The organism is Aeromonas sp. s13, from assembly GCF_040907905.1.
Taxonomy (GTDB): Bacteria; Pseudomonadota; Gammaproteobacteria; order Enterobacterales; family Aeromonadaceae; genus Aeromonas; species Aeromonas veronii.
Genome location: NZ_JBFOCS010000040.1, coordinates 80,419 through 96,087, shown reverse-complemented (window position 1 = coordinate 96,087; position 15,669 = coordinate 80,419). Strand labels below are relative to the sequence as shown.

Here is a 15,669-nt window from a genome sequence, read left to right as displayed (position 1 = left end):
GAATGCCTCCTGTTAACTGACGGTGGGCTCTTCGAACAGCTGGAACTCGATCTCGCCCTGCTCCACCAACTCGCGGACCAGTTGCATGACCTCTTCCCTTGCCTGCTCGACCTTGCGCAAAGAGACACTGCCCTGGTTCTGGATCTGATCGTCCAGCGCCTGAGCCATCCGCTTCGGCATGGCACCCAACACCACCTTGCGGAAGCTGGTTTCTGTGTTCTTGAGAGCCAATGCCAGCAATTCGCTGGGCAGCTCCTGCACCAACCGTTGCAAGGTGTCGTCGCTCTGACGGCGCAACGCCATGAAATCGAACATGTTCTTCTCAATTTCAAGCGCCATGTCACCATCGTGTTCCCGCAACAGGGAGAGCATCTGCTCCTTGTCACCCTGATAACGGTTGAGAATATCGGCTACCTGCCGCACCCCGTTTACCTTGGCACCAGATTGATCCGCCACGTAGGTGAGACAGCGATCCAGTGTCAGCCTGAGTTCGCCCAGCACATGTTCACTGACACTGCTGAGACTGGCGACGCGCACCAGCAAATCGTCATGCACCGAGCCGGGCAAGGCATCAAGCACGGCGGACGCAGTCTGGGGCGGCAGGAAGGCCAGCAGCACAGCCTGCATCTGGGGATGCTCGTTGCGGAAGAAACGTGCAAGCACATCGGCAGGTACCCACTGCAGACGCTGGATATCCTGGCTCATCACATCGCCGTACAGACTGTCGAGCAGACTACGGGAGAGTCGTTGCCCCAAAGCAAGATCGAGCGTCTGTTCCAGATACTCCCGTGAAGCGCTGCCAATTCCGCTCTGCTCACGGTAGTGATTGAAGAACTGCTGCAACGTCCACTTTGCCTCCATCGAACTGACGCCAGAGAGAGAGGCCATCTTGGAAATCAAACGCTGCACCTCGTCGCGGGAGAGCTTTTGCATCACCTTGGCCGCAGATTCGGTCCCCATGCTCAGCAACAAGATGGCGGCCTTCTCAAGGTTGTCGATATCGATATCGACGGCACTCTGATTCAAGTTAACGCTGTTCATTGCCACTCACCCATGCTCTGACAACCTCCGCCACCCGGGCGGTATCTTTTTCAACCAGCAACTGCAAATGCTTGAGCTGAACCTCCAGCTCGGATCCAGGTTCCGGCAACGACTCCATATCGAGTGACGAGAACTGGGGCTCCATCTTGTTGTCAGTACGGATCAGACTATTTGAAAGAGCAGACGTCAGCTGGGGATCATCGTCATCCCTGCGCATGGACAATCCGACTGTGGGCTCCAGCTCTTCTTCCGTCTCACCCATTTCCATATCCGGCTGCTGTTGGGTGCGAACCAGATGTTTCACCAACGGACGAATACCGAAGAAGACCAGTGTCAGGCCAAGCAAACCTCCGACCAGATAGCGCAAGGAGTCTTGCCAGTAGGGGGTCTCCCACCAACTGGATTCGGGAGCGGCTACTTGTACTGCACCATTGAAATCGAAGGCCTGCAGACTAATCTGATCGCCACGCGTCTCATCGAAACCGACAGCACGCTCTACCATCTGACGGATCTGTTCCAGCTGCTCGGCACTCCAGCCACCTTTCGGTGCAATCTGCTGGTTAAGCAGAATTGATACGTTAATTCGTTCCAGACGTCCCTGCTGGTAACGGGTGTGTACTATGGTGCGACTGTTTTCGTACTGCTTGCTGACTTCCTGACGCTCGGTACGAGTGTCGTTCTGTTGTGTAGCGGTATTGGCATTTGCATTGCTTTTGTCAGCACCAGCCTTTTCATCTTTTGCCGCCGTTTCAGGCGGGCGGTTGGATAACGCCCCCGGGATCCCCATCGCCAGCGCATCGATGGTCTTGTCTGACTTGTTGGACTCGCGAGTCACCACACCTTGCGGATCAAGCTGCTGCTGGGTCTCTTCAACAGCGTTGAAGTTAACGTCTGCCGCAATCTGCACCTTGAAATTGGTGCTGCCGAGCATGGGATAGAGCATGTCATTGGCACGCTGACGAATGTATTGTTCCAGCTTGCGGACATACTCCATCTGTTGAACGCTCTGCTTGCCAAAACCGACCTTGTCCCCCAGCTCTGCGCTGAGCAACTGGCCGGATTGATCAACCACAGTGACGGCACCGGGCTTCATTCCGGAGATACTACCTGCTACCAGGTTGGCAATCGCCTCGACCTGACCCGCTTCGATGGATTGGCCCGGTTGCATATCGAGCATTACCGATGCGCTGGGTTTCTCCTCATCGCGCCCCACGAACAACGTGCGTTTCGGAATAGCCAGATGAACGCGGGCACTGCGCACGGCATCGAGGGCTATGATGGTACGGGCCAGCTCCCCTTCCAGGGCATGACGATAACGCGCCCCTTCCATAAATTCGCTGGTACCCAATCCGGTTACGTTGTCCAGCCCTTCCAGACCAGACGGCATGGCTGCACGCACCCCTCGTGCAGCAAGCGCCATCCGGACATGAGCCAGCTGGTTTTCAGGAACCAGTACCTGACCGGTGCTCTTTTCCAGACGGAAAGGCACCTGCTCTTTCTCCAGCATCTCCATGATGTTGGCGGTATCGTATAGCTCCTGTTTGCCATACAGGGGTACATAGTTTTTGCTGGAGGTCCACAGGATAACGACTATGGTGCCTGCCACAATGGCAGCCAGCAGAGCAATGGTCAGGATCGATTTGTTGTCACGGGAGAGGGTACGCCAGTTGCGTAATCCCTCTTGTAGCCTGATTTTGAGCGAATCAGGGGCTGCCCCCTGAGGAGACGTTACCAGTTCAGTCATCTGTTACCTCAGAGCGGCATGCGCATAATGTCGTCAAAACCGGTCATCAGCTTGTTGCGAACCTGCATCAAGGCTGAAAAACTCAAGCCGGCTTTTTGACTCGCCACCATGGCGCCCACCAGATCATCGCTCTGCCCAGCATCGACCGATGCCATTAATTTTGACGCGACATTCTGCTGTTCATTGACACGCCCGACCACATCCCGCATGGCATCGGTAAATGATGCTCCCGACAGATCATTGGATTCGATAGAAGGGGTCTGGCTTGCGACACGCTGCATCTCCTGCATCTGCTGCAGTAGTGTCACTTGTGATGACATCATCTGAATCTTCACTCTTTATCCCTCTGCTTGAATCTGCTGTTCAATATCAATGCCTTGCTCACGCATCGCCGCAAGCTTGTAGCGCAGTGCCCGGGTTGTCATGCCCAGTGCATCGGCTGTGCGGGTACGATGGCCACGAAAGCGGCGCAAGGTCTCTAATACAAATTGGAACTCGGCATGCCGCCGGGTTTCACTCAACCCCTCGGGAGCATGCCACGTGTCTGCTGCGACTGTTTCTTCGGGAAGAATACAATTTGGCAACATCAAATCGACGGACTGTATATGCAAACCACGCGCCATTATTAATGACCGTTGAATGACATTATCCAGCTCTCGTACATTTCCTGGCCATTCATATGACAGCAACAACTGACAGGCACGTTCACTCAGGCGATAGCCCTGTTGGGATGCATAACGCTCAATAAAGTAGTTGGCCAGCGGAATAATATCCTCAGGACGTTCACGTAATGCAGGCCAATTCATTGGCAATACATCAAGACGATAGAAAAGGTCTTCACGAAATAGCCCACATGCAACCAGTTTGCGCAGATCTTTATTGCTGGCGGCAATGATTCGAACATCAAGAGCAATCGTTTGATTGCTGCCAAGTCGCTCAACTTCTTTTTCTTGCAGCACCCGTAATAATTTAGCCTGCAGGTTCAAAGGAAGCTCTGATATTTCATCCAGCAACAGGGTTCCCCCCTGAGCCAACTCAAATTTTCCGGGCTGGGCAGAAACAGCACCGGTAAATGCACCTTTATTGTGGCCAAAAAGAATTGACTCAAGCATTGCCTCAGGAATTGCTGCACAATTAATCGCCAGAAATGGTTTTTCCGCTCTGGCAGACATTTCGTGAATATAACGGGCCAACCGTTCTTTACCGGTTCCTGACTCACCACCGATCAGAATGGTGGCAGAGGTTTTGGCTGCTCGTCGGGCCAGTTGCAAGACCTGCAGGCTCATGGGCGACACAGCGATAAGATTGGGGATCGCCTGACGAAGGCGTAGAGCACCACGGACAACATCGAGCAATTGCTGGGGGCAGAAGGGCTTGATAATATAGTCAACAGCCCCGGCACACATAGCTTCCGCAGCAATGGTGGCCTGGCGCTCATTGACCATGATGACACAATCAAGTCCTTCGAACTCACGCAGAATACGCGGCCCGAGCTCGGTCATAGCATCCATATCGAGCAGGATCAAATTGACATTACCATCAGCAATAATGCCCTTTGATTGTTTAACAGAATTAACGCTTGATACCCTGATGCCTTCCTTTGATAGGACTTTTTCAACCTCATTTTCGGAAACTATTAGCGGCTGAATCAATAATATATATGGTTCAGCCAAGCTATCGCCACATAACCCGATGATTTTATTTATTGATAATCCCGAAGACATAGACGTCTGACACCTGTGATTGTGGATAGAACAATCAATAGAACTGAAGTATCAGGCACAAAGGAGCAATACAAGATCATACTGGAAAAAACAGCATACCCAATATCTATATGGTAACAATTTTGTATCCAAATTCACCTTGGTAACCCCGCTGTCATTAGCTTTCCTGCTGTTAGACCGGAGGCTTTGCGTCCTGACTTTTCAGTTCAGTTTGCCCTTACAATGTGATAACACACCCGACCTGATGGTCTAAGCGTGTAGCAACACAATTAATATTGTTTTTGTTATTTAACTTTCACACATTGCTGCGTCAATTTTCGCCACATCATATAGTATTCATACGGCAATTCAAGCTGGGGCGGAAAAAACACTTCCCTTCAGGATATTTATCCAACAGTAATTAACCAAGTGTACCAATTACCTCCACCCGTAGCTCTTCAGGTATCTCATTGTAAGAAAGCACTTTGAGTCCCTTTGAAAATGATCGGGCATAACGGGCTATTAACGGTCTCAGTTGCGGCATAACAACCAATACGGGGGCATGTCCCAACTGCTGCAACTGCTCCTTCACCAACGGCATATTTTGCTGCAATTGGGCCAGCAGTTGCGGATCAACCGGGAAGCTGTCCAGCTGGATTTTGCCCTGCTGTTGTGACTGATTCATTGCAGCCAGCAATGTCTGCTCAAGGCGATCATCCAGCGTAAACGTAGCCAGCACATCGCGATTACCAATGGCCTGCCGCACAATCTGGCGCTTCAAGGCACAGCGCACATCGGATGCCAGCAAGACAGGGTCTTTGGTCAGCTCGCTCGCATCCAGCAGCGTCGTGGCAACGGTTCGTATATCGGTAAGACTGACCTGCTCCTTTAGCAATTGACGAAACACTCTCAATTGCTGCATCTGGGTCAGCGCCAGATTCAGCTCTTCAGCCAACCGGGGGGACTGACTGGCGAGATATTGGCCCAGTTTGCCAACTTCATCGTGACCAAACAGTGCATCAAGTTGTTCACGCAACAGCTTGCTGGCGTGAGTGGCAATCACGGTGGCCGAATCCACCACCGAGTAACCAAGATTAAGGGCCTTGGCCTTTTGCTCCGGGGAGATCCAGACCGCACTCATGCCGTAGGCCGGGTCCTGGGTCAGCTCGCCATCGAGCGCACCATAAGTCTCACCACTGCTGATGGCCATCAAGCGCTGGCAATCCACATTCCCCATCGCCAACGCGACACCGGACAACTTGATCCGGTACTGATCCGGCTGCAACTGCAGATTGTCGCGCACCCGGATCTCGGGGAGCAGAAAACCGTACTGCTCGGAGAGGGTTTTACGGATCCCGCGCACACGGGCAAGCAGTTCAGCCCCTTTATCAGTTTCAGCCAAAGGCACCAGACGATAACCAAGCTCGATGGAGACCGTATCAACTGGCGGCAAATCCTGCCACTCCAGTGCCTGCTGTTCAGGCTGAATCATTTGACGAGTCAGCTCTTGCGCTGCATCCAGATCCGGCACATTGACGGCTCGTTGGCTGACACTCCAGCCAGTCCAGGCCAGTACAGCTGCGAAACTGAGGAATGCGAGCATCGGCATCCCGGGCACCAGACCCAGGATCAGCATGATGGTTGCGGAGGTATAGATAACGCGAGGTGATGCCAGGATCTGCTGACCTACCTGATCAGCCATCTCCCCCTCATCGCTGACCCGGGTCACGATAATGGCCGCAGCAGTCGACATCAGCAGGGACGGGATCTGGGCAACCAGACCATCACCAATGGTCAGCAGCGCATAGCGCTGGAAGGCTTCGGCAACGGGCAAGGCATGCTGGAAGATACCGATGGCCAACCCACCCACCAGGTTGATGATCAGCACCAACATGCCAGCTATCGCGTCACCACGAACGAACTTGGAAGCACCATCCATCGCACCATAGAAGTCCGCCTCGCGCGCGATCTCCTCACGGCGAGCCCTGGCCTGATGCTGATCCATGGTGCCGGCATTCAAGTCGGCATCGATGGCCATCTGCTTGCCGGGCATGGCATCCAGAGTGAAGCGGGCGGATACTTCCGAAATCCGCTCACCACCCTTGGTGATCACCACAAAGTTGATGATCATCAGGATCACGAAGACCACCAGACCGACGACATAGTTGCCACCGATCACGACTTCACCGAATGCCTGGATGACCTTACCGGCTGCTTCATGCCCTTCGTGACCGTGCAGCAACACCACCCGGGTAGAGGCCACGTTCAGCGACAGTCGCATCAAGGTGGCCACCAGCAACACGGTTGGGAATACCGAGAAATCGAGTGGTCTGCGGGCCGAGACGGATACCAGCAACACCAGAACCGCCAACACGATGTTGAAGGTAAAGAGCGCATCCAGCAGCCAACCGGGCAGAGGCAGGATCATCATGGCCAGAATGGCCAATAACATCAGCGGAATTGCGGTATAGGATTGGGTGAATACACGCCAGTTCACAACTTACCTCTCAGGTTGACGTAACTCGGGCGGTACATATAACGGGGCAAGAGGGGTCGGTTTCCTCCCCTTGCCTGCCTCATACGCCCTTAACTGCAATACATGGTTCAATACATAGGCAACTGCCGTGTACAGCCCTGCGGGGACTTCCTGATCCACCCTGGTCGAGTGATAGATGGCTCGCGTCAACTCGGGCAAGCTCATCACCATTTTGTCATGCTGTTTGGCGACCTGACGGATCCGCTCGGCCATGCTGTCGACCCCTTTGGCAATCACGAAAGGGGCATTGGCACGAGTCGCATCATATTTTATTGCCACCGCATAATGGGTCGGGTTAACGATAATCACATCTGCCTGCGGTACCCGCTGCTCGATACGCGCGCGGGCAAGCATTCCCTGTACCTGGCGGATTTTGGCTTTGATTTCGGGACGCCCTTCGCTGTTCTTGTGCTCATCCTTGACCTCTTGTTTGGTCATCCTGAGCTGCTTGTTAAGCGACCAGCGCTGATAGGGCACATCCAGCACGGCAATCAGCATCTGAACGCTCCCCAGCAGAATAAATGCCTGGGAGAGGATTCGTAGCGCCTGTTCGAGGGCCGCCTGAGGGGGCATCCGGTTCATCATCAACAAGGAAGGCCATTGATGATTTAACATCAACGCCAGCGTGCCGCCGATCAGCGTCACCTTGAGCAGTGACTTCAGCAACTCCATCAGGCTGTTCTTGGAGAACATGCGCCCCAGCCCCTTCAAAGGGTTCATCTTCTCGCCACTGGGTAGCAGCTTTTTCCAAGTCAACGCCATACCGCCCGGCACTATGCTGAGCAACACCAGCATCAGAGCCAGAAAACCAAACAGGGGCAGCAGCACCCACAGCATGTTTATGAGCGCTTCACCCAACCAATGGATCATCATCTGCGGGTCACGGGCACCTTGCCAGTCAAAACGCTGCGGGCGCTTCATCAACTCGGCAAAGAACTGGCCAAACCCCGGCACCATCCACTGCATCACCAACCCGCCAAGCAGCAGCAAACCGGCAGAACTGAGCTCTTTTGAGCGGGCGATCTGCCCCTCATCTCTCGCTTTCTGGCGTTTCTGGCTGGAGGCCTCTTCGGTTTTGTCCTGTGCGCTATTCTGACTCATGCCGGGGTCAAGCCTCGCAGCTGTTCAAGCACATGGGTAACCAAATCCAGATAACGGGAGGGCACACCACTGATGGAGAGCGCCATGGTGAGCAATCCGAGCAACAGGGTCATGGGAAAACCGAGAGAGAAGATATTGAGCGAAGGGGCGGTACGGTTCATCACCCCGAAGGTCAGGTTAACCATCAACATGGCGACAACGGCAGGCAACGTCAGCAACAGGGCGGCACCGATAGACCAACCAAACAACCCGATCACACCTTTCATATCGATCAGATCCAGAGATGAACCCGGCGGCCAGCTACGCAGGCTCTGCACCAGAATGTCCAGTACCACCAGATGGCCATTCAGCCCCAGAAAGAGTAAGGCGCAGAACACCATCATGACCTGACTGATGATGGGGGCAGAATCCCCATTGACCGGATCATTCATCACCGCCATCGCGAGCCCCATCTGCATGGAGAGGATCTGCCCCGCAGTGGTCATCACCATATAGAGCAGCTGGACACACAGACCAAACAGCAAACCAAACAGCAGCTGCTCCACCGCCAGGACCAGCGCACCGGCACTGAAAGGATCGACAACCGGCATATCCTTCATCATGGGGGCGAGCAGCAGGCTGATGATGAACGCCAGCATCAGGCGAACTTGCGCAGGCACTCGGGTATCCCCAAAGACCGGCATCACCCAGAATGCCATACCGATCCGGATAAACGGCCACCACCACTGTCCCAACCATGCGGTCAGGTCAGCAGCACTGAGGGACAGCAGCGAATTCATCCGATAAACCCGGGAATTTTAAGAAAAAGATCCTGGAACAAGGTGGTTATCTGCGACAACAGCCAGTTACCCGTAAAGATAAGGGTCATCAGAGTCACGATAAAACGGGGAAGAAAACTGAGCGTCTGCTCCTGGATCTGGGTGGCCGCCTGAAAAATACTGACCACCAAACCTACGATCAGGCCCGGTACAATCAGCACCGAGACCATGGTCACCACCAGATTGACCGCGCCACCAACCAGGGCAACGCTCTGCTCAGGGGTCATATCAGCCTCCCCCACCAAAGCTGGCAGCCAAGGTGCCGACGGTCATCGACCAGCCATCGACCAGCACAAACACCATCAGTTTGAAGGGTAACGAGATGATCAGCGGTGAGAGCATCATCATCCCCATCGCCATCAAGACGCTGGCGACCACCAAGTCGATCACCAGAAAGGGGATAAACAGCATAAAGCCAATCTGAAATGCGGTATTCAACTCACTCAATACAAACGCAGGCAACAGCACCCCGAAAGGCACATCCTCTTTGGCGACCGTTGTTGGTTCACCAGAGATGCGCAGCATCTGCTCCAGATCCGGTTCACGGGTCTGGGCCAGCATGAATTTACGCAGGGGTTTTTCTGCCTTGGCGATCCCCTCTGACAGGGTTATTTCATTCTGGTCATAAGGGACAAATGCATTTTGATACATGTCCGTCCAGACCGGACGCATAATCACCACAGTCAGGATCAGACTGATGCCGATCAGCACCCGGTTGGGAGGGCTCTGCTGCAGGCCAAGTGCCTGTCTCAATATGGCCAGCACGATGATGATCCGGGTAAAACTGGTCATCATCAGTAACAAGGTCGGGAGCAGACCCAGCAGGGTCATGAAGAAGAGGATCTGCAACTTGATGTTGTAGTCCTCGCCCCCTGAAGCGCCTGGCGATACCGAGAACAGGGTCATGTCCGCGCCCCAGCCGGGCAGCGAAAATAACAGCAGCGTCAGCAGCAGATAGCGCATCAGTCGTCCATGCCACCCAGCAGGTTGGTATCGATCACATCGACCAGGCGCAGACCATATTTGCCATTCACGACGACAACTTCGCCCTTGGCCAGAAGACGGCCATTAACCCGCACATCCAGCGGTTCACCCGCCAGCTTGTCCAGCTCAATGACAGCCCCCTCCTCGACGCGCATCAAATCGCCGAGAGGCACTTCGGTACTGGCCACTTCCAGCGTTACCTTGACCGGGATCTGGCGAAAGAAGGAGAGATCCCGCTGTTTGCTACTACTGGTTGGCGCCATGTAGTCTGCTGCGCTGGGCATGCTGATGCCGTCACCAAACAGTTGATCCAGTCCATCCAGATCCAGTGGATCATTCATATTGTGCTCGCTCATGATTCGATTTACTCCTCTACAACCGTCGCAACCTGATAGACCAGGCTGCCTTTGTGTTCTGCGATTCGTCCACTAAAGCAGGGACGGCTGCCAATCAATGCTGGCACCACTTCAGGCAAGTCCAGTGACAACACATCACCCACCTTGAGACACTCAAGATCCGCCAGCGTCATGGACAACTGTCCCATCACCACCCGCAGACGTACCGGGACATGAGTCAGAGCCTGTTCCAGCTGACCTTCCGGCAATGAATGACTGACCGGAGAAATGGACTCCTCAGGAGGAAGCAGCCACATCTGCCAGTGGTGCGTGCAATTACCTGCCTGCAGGGTTGCCTGCGTGGTCCAGAGCTGGCGGTGGGTGATAGAATCCCGCGGCACGACATGCACCTGCCACTTCAAATCACCCAACCCCTGACACGCACACCAGATATCAACCTGATACTGGCAAAGCCGCAATAACAGCCGCTGTTCAGTATCGGTCAGTCCTTTGCCTGACTGAACGGGTTCCTCTTTTTGCTGCAAGGTGCCACCGAAAAAGAGAACCGCCAGACGATAGATAACCAGAGGTGCGATCGAGAAATAGACGACGCGCTGTGGTTCAAGCGGACTTCTCGCCTCTACCCAAATATGGGCATCGGCAGTCTCTGCCGGACCGGAAAAGGCGAACTCGCCATAATTCAGTTCGCACTCCGCGCTGTTGAACAGCTGGGCCATACAACTCGCAGCCTGCAGGGAAAATGTGCTCAACTGGCCATTGACCTGTTTCAAGCGGGCGTGGTTAACCCGCTCTATACCCAACAGATCATAATGAGGCAGGGTTCTGCCCCGTTCTGCGCTAAGCAGCCGGGAAGGTGTGAGCATTGCGCTGCTTGATGACATTAATAATCCACCTTAACCATTTCATCTCGCCTTACTGCCACAGGGTCGCTCATCAGGCCAGCAGTGTGATAGATACAGACAGTCCAGCCGACGTATATCGACCAAAAAGGGTGAGAACTTTATTACAAATTCCAGAAAGCCGCCATGCGGTGCATCTCGGCGTGAATAATAAAAATCCCGGTGCCGTTAGGCACCGGGATTTTAGCGTGACGGTTCACGCGGAATGAGGTCGGAGTCGGCCTGTAAGCCGGGTTCTGTACCGGGTTGCCCCGGGTAGCAATCATTCCTCTAGGCCAGCAATCGCTCGCTGGCTCAAGCAACCTACCCGCCCCCAACGCGGGCCGCGCCAATAGGGGCCTATTTGGTCTTGCTTCGGGTGGAGTTTACCGTGCCACGAACTGTTACCAGTCGCGCGGTGCGCTCTTACCGCACCCTTTCACCCTTACCTGATCCCTTGCGGGCCATCGGCGGTCTGCTCTCTGTTGCACTGGTCGTAGGCTCACGCCCCCCAGGCGTTACCTGGCACCCTGCCCTGTGAAGCCCGGACTTTCCTCCCCTCCGCCCGTCTGTCCCGAGGGACACAACGACGAAGCAGCGATTGCCCAGCCAACTCCGAGGCGCGGATTATAGCCTTGCGATACGCACGGGGTAAACCGGCAATTCCCGTTTACAGCCATTTATCGCGCTTTGGTCCCCGTTTACAGGGTGAATGCTCACAGATATAGAGGAGCGTACTGGTCATAAAATAATCTGGCGGCCCATTCCACCGACTCAATAGTGCTCGAGACCATATTTATAGAGAGCATTCTTCTTCACGCCGTGGATCTCGGCGGTCAGGGCGGCCGCTTTTTTCAGTGGCAGCTCTGCCACCAGCAGTCCCAAAGTGCGGATCGCCTCGGCAGGCAGCTCCTCTTCTTCTTTGGAGGCGCCAGCCACGACCAGCACGATCTCGCCGCGGCAGCGGTTGTCATCCTCGCCAAGCCAGGTCAGCATTTCAGAGGCTGGCAAACCGTGGATCGACTCAAAGGTCTTGGTCAGCTCGCGGCACACCACCACCTGACGCTCGCCGAGAATGCGAGCAATCGCTTCCACTGTATCCTGCACACGGCGCGGCGATTCGTAAAACACCAGCGAACGGGTATCTTCGATAACGGCTTGCAGGCGATCGTCACGTCCCTTGCTCTTGGCGGGCAGGAAGCCTTCAAAGGCAAAGCGATCGGTGGGCAGACCGGCCGCGCTCAGGGCGGTAATGGCGGCACAGGGACCGGGCAGCGGCACCACCTTGACCCCGGCTTCACGACAACGGGTGACCAAGTGATAACCGGGGTCGCTGATGAGCGGGGTGCCGGCATCGGAGACCAGCGCAACACTCTTGCCCTCTTTGATCCGGCCGATCAGCACATCGGCTTTCTGCTGCTCGTTGTGATCGTGCAGGGCGAAGGTCGGCACCGAGATTTGGTAGTGGCTGAGCAGGATACCGGTATGACGGGTATCTTCAGCTGCCACCAGATCGACACTGCGTAAAATGTCCAATGCACGCTGGGTGATGTCCGCCAGATTGCCGATCGGAGTGGGGACTATATACAGGGTTGGGATGTCACTCATGGGATCTCCGAGTGCCCCGACAATTGTGTCGCCATATTGGCCCGTTTACACTATGGGGAACTTCAACACTGGTCGGGGAATGAACTTGAACCGGGTTACAAAGCAGCTAAGTGTATCACGACTCTTCGGCATCATACTCGCGGCAGTACTGCTCGCCGCCTGTGCGTCGGAGCCCAATCAACCGTCAGGGCAGTCAGGCATGCCCTCTGCGTTCTCCAATCTGACCAAGAATGCCCAGTGGTATCTTGAGCAGGTGGACCCCGCCAAGCCGGCCGAGGCCTTTACCTGGCAGATGCTGGCGGCACGCAGCTATCTGGCGCTGGGCCAGGCTAAACCGGCCTCGGCACTGTTCCAGCAATTGCAGAAGCAGGCCAAGGATCCCGTTCAGAAGGCGCAGTTGCAACTGCTGCAAGCCCATCTGTTGCTGGCGCAAGGCCACGCCAATCAGGCGCTGATCCTGCTGGAAGGCAAACCCGAGGTGGTGCTGGATGCCGATACCCAGAAGGATTGGTATCGCCAGCGCGTGGTGCTGCAGCTAGACATCAACAACAAGTTTGGCGCAGCCAAGTCGTTGATTGCACTGGAGCCCTACCTCAATCAGAGCGAGCAGGCGACCAACCATCAGCAGATCTGGTCGTTGCTCAAAAGCATGACCCCCTCCACCCTGCAAGCGCTGGAAGAGGCTCCGGCCCCTGATGTGACCACCGGCTGGTTGCGACTGGCGGCACTGGTCAACGAGTTTGGCGCCCAGCCGAACCTGCTGGCCCGCCAACTGGCAGGCTGGAAGCGCGACTTCCCCAACCATCCGGCTCAGAAGGATATGCCGGCAGGATTGGGCGATCTGGCGGCCACTGCCAGCACCTCGGTGCAACAGATCGCAGTGCTGCTGCCCCTCTCCGGCAATCTGGAGCCGCAGGGCGCCGCCATCCGTAACGGTATGCTGATGTCTTATAAGGAAAATCAGGGGCAATTCACCCTGAACTTCTACGACACCCAGAGCAAGTCGACCGGCGACCTTTATAAGCAGGCGATTCAGGAAGGGGCAGACATGATCATAGGCCCGCTGCTGAAAGATCGTGTCGAGGAGCTGCTCAAGGCCAATCCAACCGTGCCGGTACTGGCGCTCAACGAGCTGGACAAGCCGGTCGTCAACGACACCACCTACTACTTCTCCCTCTCTGCCGCCGCAGATGCCGCGCAGGCAGCCCAGTACCTCTACACCCTGGGCTACCGCAAACCGCTGCTGATCGCCGCCCAGGGGCGGATCGGTTACAGCAGTATCAAGGCGTTCGAGCAGAGCTGGGCCACCCTGAGCCAGGATAAGCCGGTCGTAGCCACCTTCGGTGCCCGCAACGAAGTGCAGGGGATGGTCAAGAATGCCCTGAGCGGCCGCTCTACCGCCCGTGCTGGCGAGGTAGTGCAACTCTCTGATGCCGCACCGCGCAGCATCGATGCCGTTTATGTGGTGGCCAACAGCCTGGAAACCCGGATGATCAAGCCCTACGTGGATGTCTCGGTCAATCCGATGGGCAGCCTGCCCATCTACACCAGCTCCCGTGGCTACGACAGCGCAGCCACCGAGGTCGCCTCCGAGCTCAACGGCATGCATATCGCCGATATGCCGCTGCTGCTGGGCGGCTACGAGAAACAGCGCGAGCAGATCGCCCTGCTCTGGCCGCAGACCCAGGGCGACCTGCTGCGTCTGTTTGCCATGGGCTACGATGCCGTCAGCCTGGCAGAGAACCTACAGCAGATGCGCAAGGTAGGCGGCATGCAGCAGGCCGGCATGAGCGGTCAGCTGAGCGTGGATGCTCAGGGCAATATCGTGCGGATGCTGAGCTGGGGTACTTACCAGAACGGCAAGCTGGTCGACGAGAACGCCGTTCAGCAACTGGAGGAGCCCTCCAATGAAGGAACTATGGAAACGGATGCGCCAGCAGTTGCCGAGCCTGTTCCCCTCACCAACGAGCAAGGGACAGCACTTTGAACAAGTCGCTGAACGCTGGTTGCAGGCTCGGGGCCTGCAACCGGTAGCTCGCAACTACCGCTGTCGTGGCGGTGAAATAGATCTCATCATGCACCAGGGCCAGACCCTGGTGTTTGTTGAGGTGCGCTACCGGGCCACTGGCAGCCATGGCGGGGCCGCCAGCTCGGTCACCCGCAGCAAACAGCACAAGATCATGCTGGCAGCGCGCCACTATTTGAAGCAACATGCCATCAACGAGGCCAATCAGGCCTGCCGATTCGATGTGATTGCGTTCGAGGGCGACCAGCCAGCCTGGATCCAAAACGCATTTTAAGAGGACCCTATGACTGACCGCATCAAAGAGAACTACACCGAAAGCATCCAGACCAAGATAGCCGCCGCCGAGGCGCTGCCGGATGCCATCCATACTGCAGCCCAGATGATCACCATCTGCCTGCTCAATGGCCACAAGGTGCTGGCATGCGGTAACGGTCCTTCTGCCGCACTGGCGCAACTGTTCATCTCCGAGCTGGTCAACTGCTACGAGACCCAGCGCCCCTCCCTGCCCGGCATGGCCCTGACCCCGGACATGGCGACCATCAGCGCCATCGCCACCGACCACGGTTTTGAAGAGGTCTACGCCAAGCAGATCCGCGCGCTGGGCCAGCCTGGCGACATTCTGGTGGTCATCACCACCTCCGGCCACAGCCGCAGCCTGATCAAGGCCGCCGAGGCTGCCCTCTCCCGCGACATGACCATAGTGGTGCTGAGCGGGGGGGACGGTGGCGAAATGGCAGGTCTGCTCGGCCCGAACGATGTGGAGATCCGTGTTCCCTCCGCCCGTCGCCCTCGCATTCTGGAAGTGAACCTGTTGACCCTGCACTGCCTGTGTGATCTCATCGACCAGACACTTTTCCCGCAACAGGAAGATTGA

The 15,669-nt window shown here is 55.8% G+C and carries 15 protein-coding genes, 1 other RNA gene and 1 riboswitch; of the genes, 3 read left to right on the top strand and 13 right to left on the bottom strand.

Annotated features, from left to right (window positions below):
- Positions 1 to 12: 12 nt before the first annotated feature.
- The 13 genes from fliGL to rsmI form a co-directional block, all read right to left on the bottom strand.
- Positions 13 to 1,041, bottom strand: a complete 1,029-nt coding sequence (fliGL, locus tag AB5Y82_RS07070; protein WP_005336238.1) for a lateral flagellar motor switch protein FliGL — start codon at positions 1,039 to 1,041, stop codon at positions 13 to 15.
- Positions 1,028 to 2,776 (bottom strand): lateral flagellar M-ring protein FliFL, encoded by a 1,749-nt coding sequence (fliFL, locus tag AB5Y82_RS07065; protein ID WP_279460514.1) that lies wholly within the window; start codon positions 2,774 to 2,776, stop codon positions 1,028 to 1,030. Before fliFL ends, fliGL begins: the two co-directional genes overlap by 14 nt.
- A 17-nt stretch (positions 2,777 to 2,793) precedes the next feature.
- Complete coding sequence (lfiE, locus tag AB5Y82_RS07060; RefSeq protein ID WP_005336241.1) at positions 2,794 to 3,120, bottom strand: lateral flagellar hook-basal body complex protein LfiE; 327 nt, start codon at positions 3,118 to 3,120, stop codon at positions 2,794 to 2,796.
- Between the two features lie 3 nt (positions 3,121 to 3,123).
- Complete coding sequence (gene lafK, locus AB5Y82_RS07055; protein WP_368173800.1) at positions 3,124 to 4,509, bottom strand: lateral flagellar response regulator transcription factor LafK; 1,386 nt, start codon at positions 4,507 to 4,509, stop codon at positions 3,124 to 3,126.
- Between the two features lie 138 nt (positions 4,510 to 4,647).
- A riboswitch (cyclic di-GMP riboswitch) is annotated at positions 4,648 to 4,735 on the bottom strand.
- 174 nt (positions 4,736 to 4,909) lie between these two features.
- Positions 4,910 to 6,985: a lateral flagellar biosynthesis protein LfhA gene (lfhA, locus tag AB5Y82_RS07050; RefSeq protein ID WP_368173799.1), complete on the bottom strand. Its 2,076-nt coding sequence runs from the start codon at positions 6,983 to 6,985 to the stop codon at positions 4,910 to 4,912.
- A gap of 3 nt (positions 6,986 to 6,988) precedes the next feature.
- Positions 6,989 to 8,125, bottom strand: a complete 1,137-nt coding sequence (flhB, locus tag AB5Y82_RS07045; protein WP_019444827.1) for a flagellar biosynthesis protein FlhB — start codon at positions 8,123 to 8,125, stop codon at positions 6,989 to 6,991.
- Positions 8,122 to 8,904: a lateral flagellar biosynthetic protein LfiR gene (gene lfiR / locus AB5Y82_RS07040; RefSeq protein ID WP_005336245.1), complete on the bottom strand. Its 783-nt coding sequence runs from the start codon at positions 8,902 to 8,904 to the stop codon at positions 8,122 to 8,124. The genes flhB and lfiR overlap by 4 nt, the downstream gene beginning before the upstream one ends.
- A complete protein-coding gene (fliQ, locus tag AB5Y82_RS07035) occupies positions 8,901 to 9,170 on the bottom strand; it encodes a flagellar biosynthesis protein FliQ (RefSeq protein WP_005336246.1) in 270 nt (89 codons plus the stop codon). The genes lfiR and fliQ overlap by 4 nt, the downstream gene beginning before the upstream one ends.
- A gap of 1 nt (position 9,171) precedes the next feature.
- Positions 9,172 to 9,906, bottom strand: coding sequence for a flagellar type III secretion system pore protein FliP (fliP, locus tag AB5Y82_RS07030; RefSeq protein ID WP_005336248.1), 735 nt, complete (start codon positions 9,904 to 9,906; stop codon positions 9,172 to 9,174).
- Positions 9,906 to 10,283, bottom strand: a complete 378-nt coding sequence (lfiN, locus tag AB5Y82_RS07025) for a lateral flagellar motor switch protein LfiN (protein WP_068978376.1) — start codon at positions 10,281 to 10,283, stop codon at positions 9,906 to 9,908. The genes fliP and lfiN overlap by 1 nt, the downstream gene beginning before the upstream one ends.
- 8 nt (positions 10,284 to 10,291) lie before the next feature.
- Positions 10,292 to 11,164 (bottom strand): lateral flagellar motor switch protein LfiM, encoded by an 873-nt coding sequence (lfiM, locus tag AB5Y82_RS07020; RefSeq protein ID WP_174218975.1) that lies wholly within the window; start codon positions 11,162 to 11,164, stop codon positions 10,292 to 10,294.
- Between the two features lie 227 nt (positions 11,165 to 11,391).
- Positions 11,392 to 11,778: RNase P RNA component class A (gene rnpB, locus AB5Y82_RS07015), an RNA gene on the bottom strand.
- Between the two features lie 157 nt (positions 11,779 to 11,935).
- The gene (rsmI, locus tag AB5Y82_RS07010; protein ID WP_111899819.1) at positions 11,936 to 12,769 is read right to left on the bottom strand and encodes a 16S rRNA (cytidine(1402)-2'-O)-methyltransferase; all 834 of its coding nucleotides are present in this window, start codon (positions 12,767 to 12,769) and stop codon (positions 11,936 to 11,938) included.
- Positions 12,770 to 12,968: 199 nt separating this feature from the next.
- On the opposite strand from rsmI, the gene AB5Y82_RS07005 reads away from it, so the two are divergent.
- The 3 genes from AB5Y82_RS07005 to AB5Y82_RS06995 are packed head-to-tail and all read left to right on the top strand — an operon-like array spanning position 12,969 to position 15,669.
- On the top strand, positions 12,969 to 14,756 hold the full coding sequence (locus AB5Y82_RS07005; RefSeq protein ID WP_236757990.1) for a penicillin-binding protein activator: 1,788 nt from the start codon (positions 12,969 to 12,971) through the stop codon (positions 14,754 to 14,756).
- Positions 14,677 to 15,069 (top strand): YraN family protein, encoded by a 393-nt coding sequence (locus tag AB5Y82_RS07000; protein WP_085941981.1) that lies wholly within the window; start codon positions 14,677 to 14,679, stop codon positions 15,067 to 15,069. The genes AB5Y82_RS07005 and AB5Y82_RS07000 overlap by 80 nt, the downstream gene beginning before the upstream one ends.
- A gap of 9 nt (positions 15,070 to 15,078) precedes the next feature.
- A complete protein-coding gene (locus tag AB5Y82_RS06995) occupies positions 15,079 to 15,669 on the top strand; it encodes an SIS domain-containing protein (protein WP_005336275.1) in 591 nt (196 codons plus the stop codon).

What these genes read in the sequence shown, in the direction of transcription:
- fliQ (WP_005336246.1), bottom strand. Translation starts at nt 9,170, where the DNA reads ATGACCCCTGAGCAGAGCGTTGCCCTGGTTGGTGGCGCGGTCAATCTG.
- AB5Y82_RS07005 (WP_236757990.1), top strand. Translation starts at nt 12,969, where the DNA reads ATGCCCTCTGCGTTCTCCAATCTGACCAAGAATGCCCAGTGGTATCTT.
- lafK (WP_368173800.1), bottom strand. Translation starts at nt 4,509, where the DNA reads ATGTCTTCGGGATTATCAATAAATAAAATCATCGGGTTATGTGGCGAT.
- lfiR (WP_005336245.1), bottom strand. Translation starts at nt 8,904, where the DNA reads ATGAATTCGCTGCTGTCCCTCAGTGCTGCTGACCTGACCGCATGGTTG.
- rsmI (WP_111899819.1), bottom strand. Translation starts at nt 12,769, where the DNA reads ATGAGTGACATCCCAACCCTGTATATAGTCCCCACTCCGATCGGCAAT.
- lfiM (WP_174218975.1), bottom strand. Translation starts at nt 11,164, where the DNA reads ATGTCATCAAGCAGCGCAATGCTCACACCTTCCCGGCTGCTTAGCGCA.
- AB5Y82_RS07000 (WP_085941981.1), top strand. Translation starts at nt 14,677, where the DNA reads ATGAAGGAACTATGGAAACGGATGCGCCAGCAGTTGCCGAGCCTGTTC.
- lfiN (WP_068978376.1), bottom strand. Translation starts at nt 10,283, where the DNA reads ATGAGCGAGCACAATATGAATGATCCACTGGATCTGGATGGACTGGAT.
- AB5Y82_RS06995 (WP_005336275.1), top strand. Translation starts at nt 15,079, where the DNA reads ATGACTGACCGCATCAAAGAGAACTACACCGAAAGCATCCAGACCAAG.
- fliP (WP_005336248.1), bottom strand. Translation starts at nt 9,906, where the DNA reads ATGCGCTATCTGCTGCTGACGCTGCTGTTATTTTCGCTGCCCGGCTGG.
- flhB (WP_019444827.1), bottom strand. Translation starts at nt 8,125, where the DNA reads ATGAGTCAGAATAGCGCACAGGACAAAACCGAAGAGGCCTCCAGCCAG.
- fliGL (WP_005336238.1), bottom strand. Translation starts at nt 1,041, where the DNA reads ATGAACAGCGTTAACTTGAATCAGAGTGCCGTCGATATCGATATCGAC.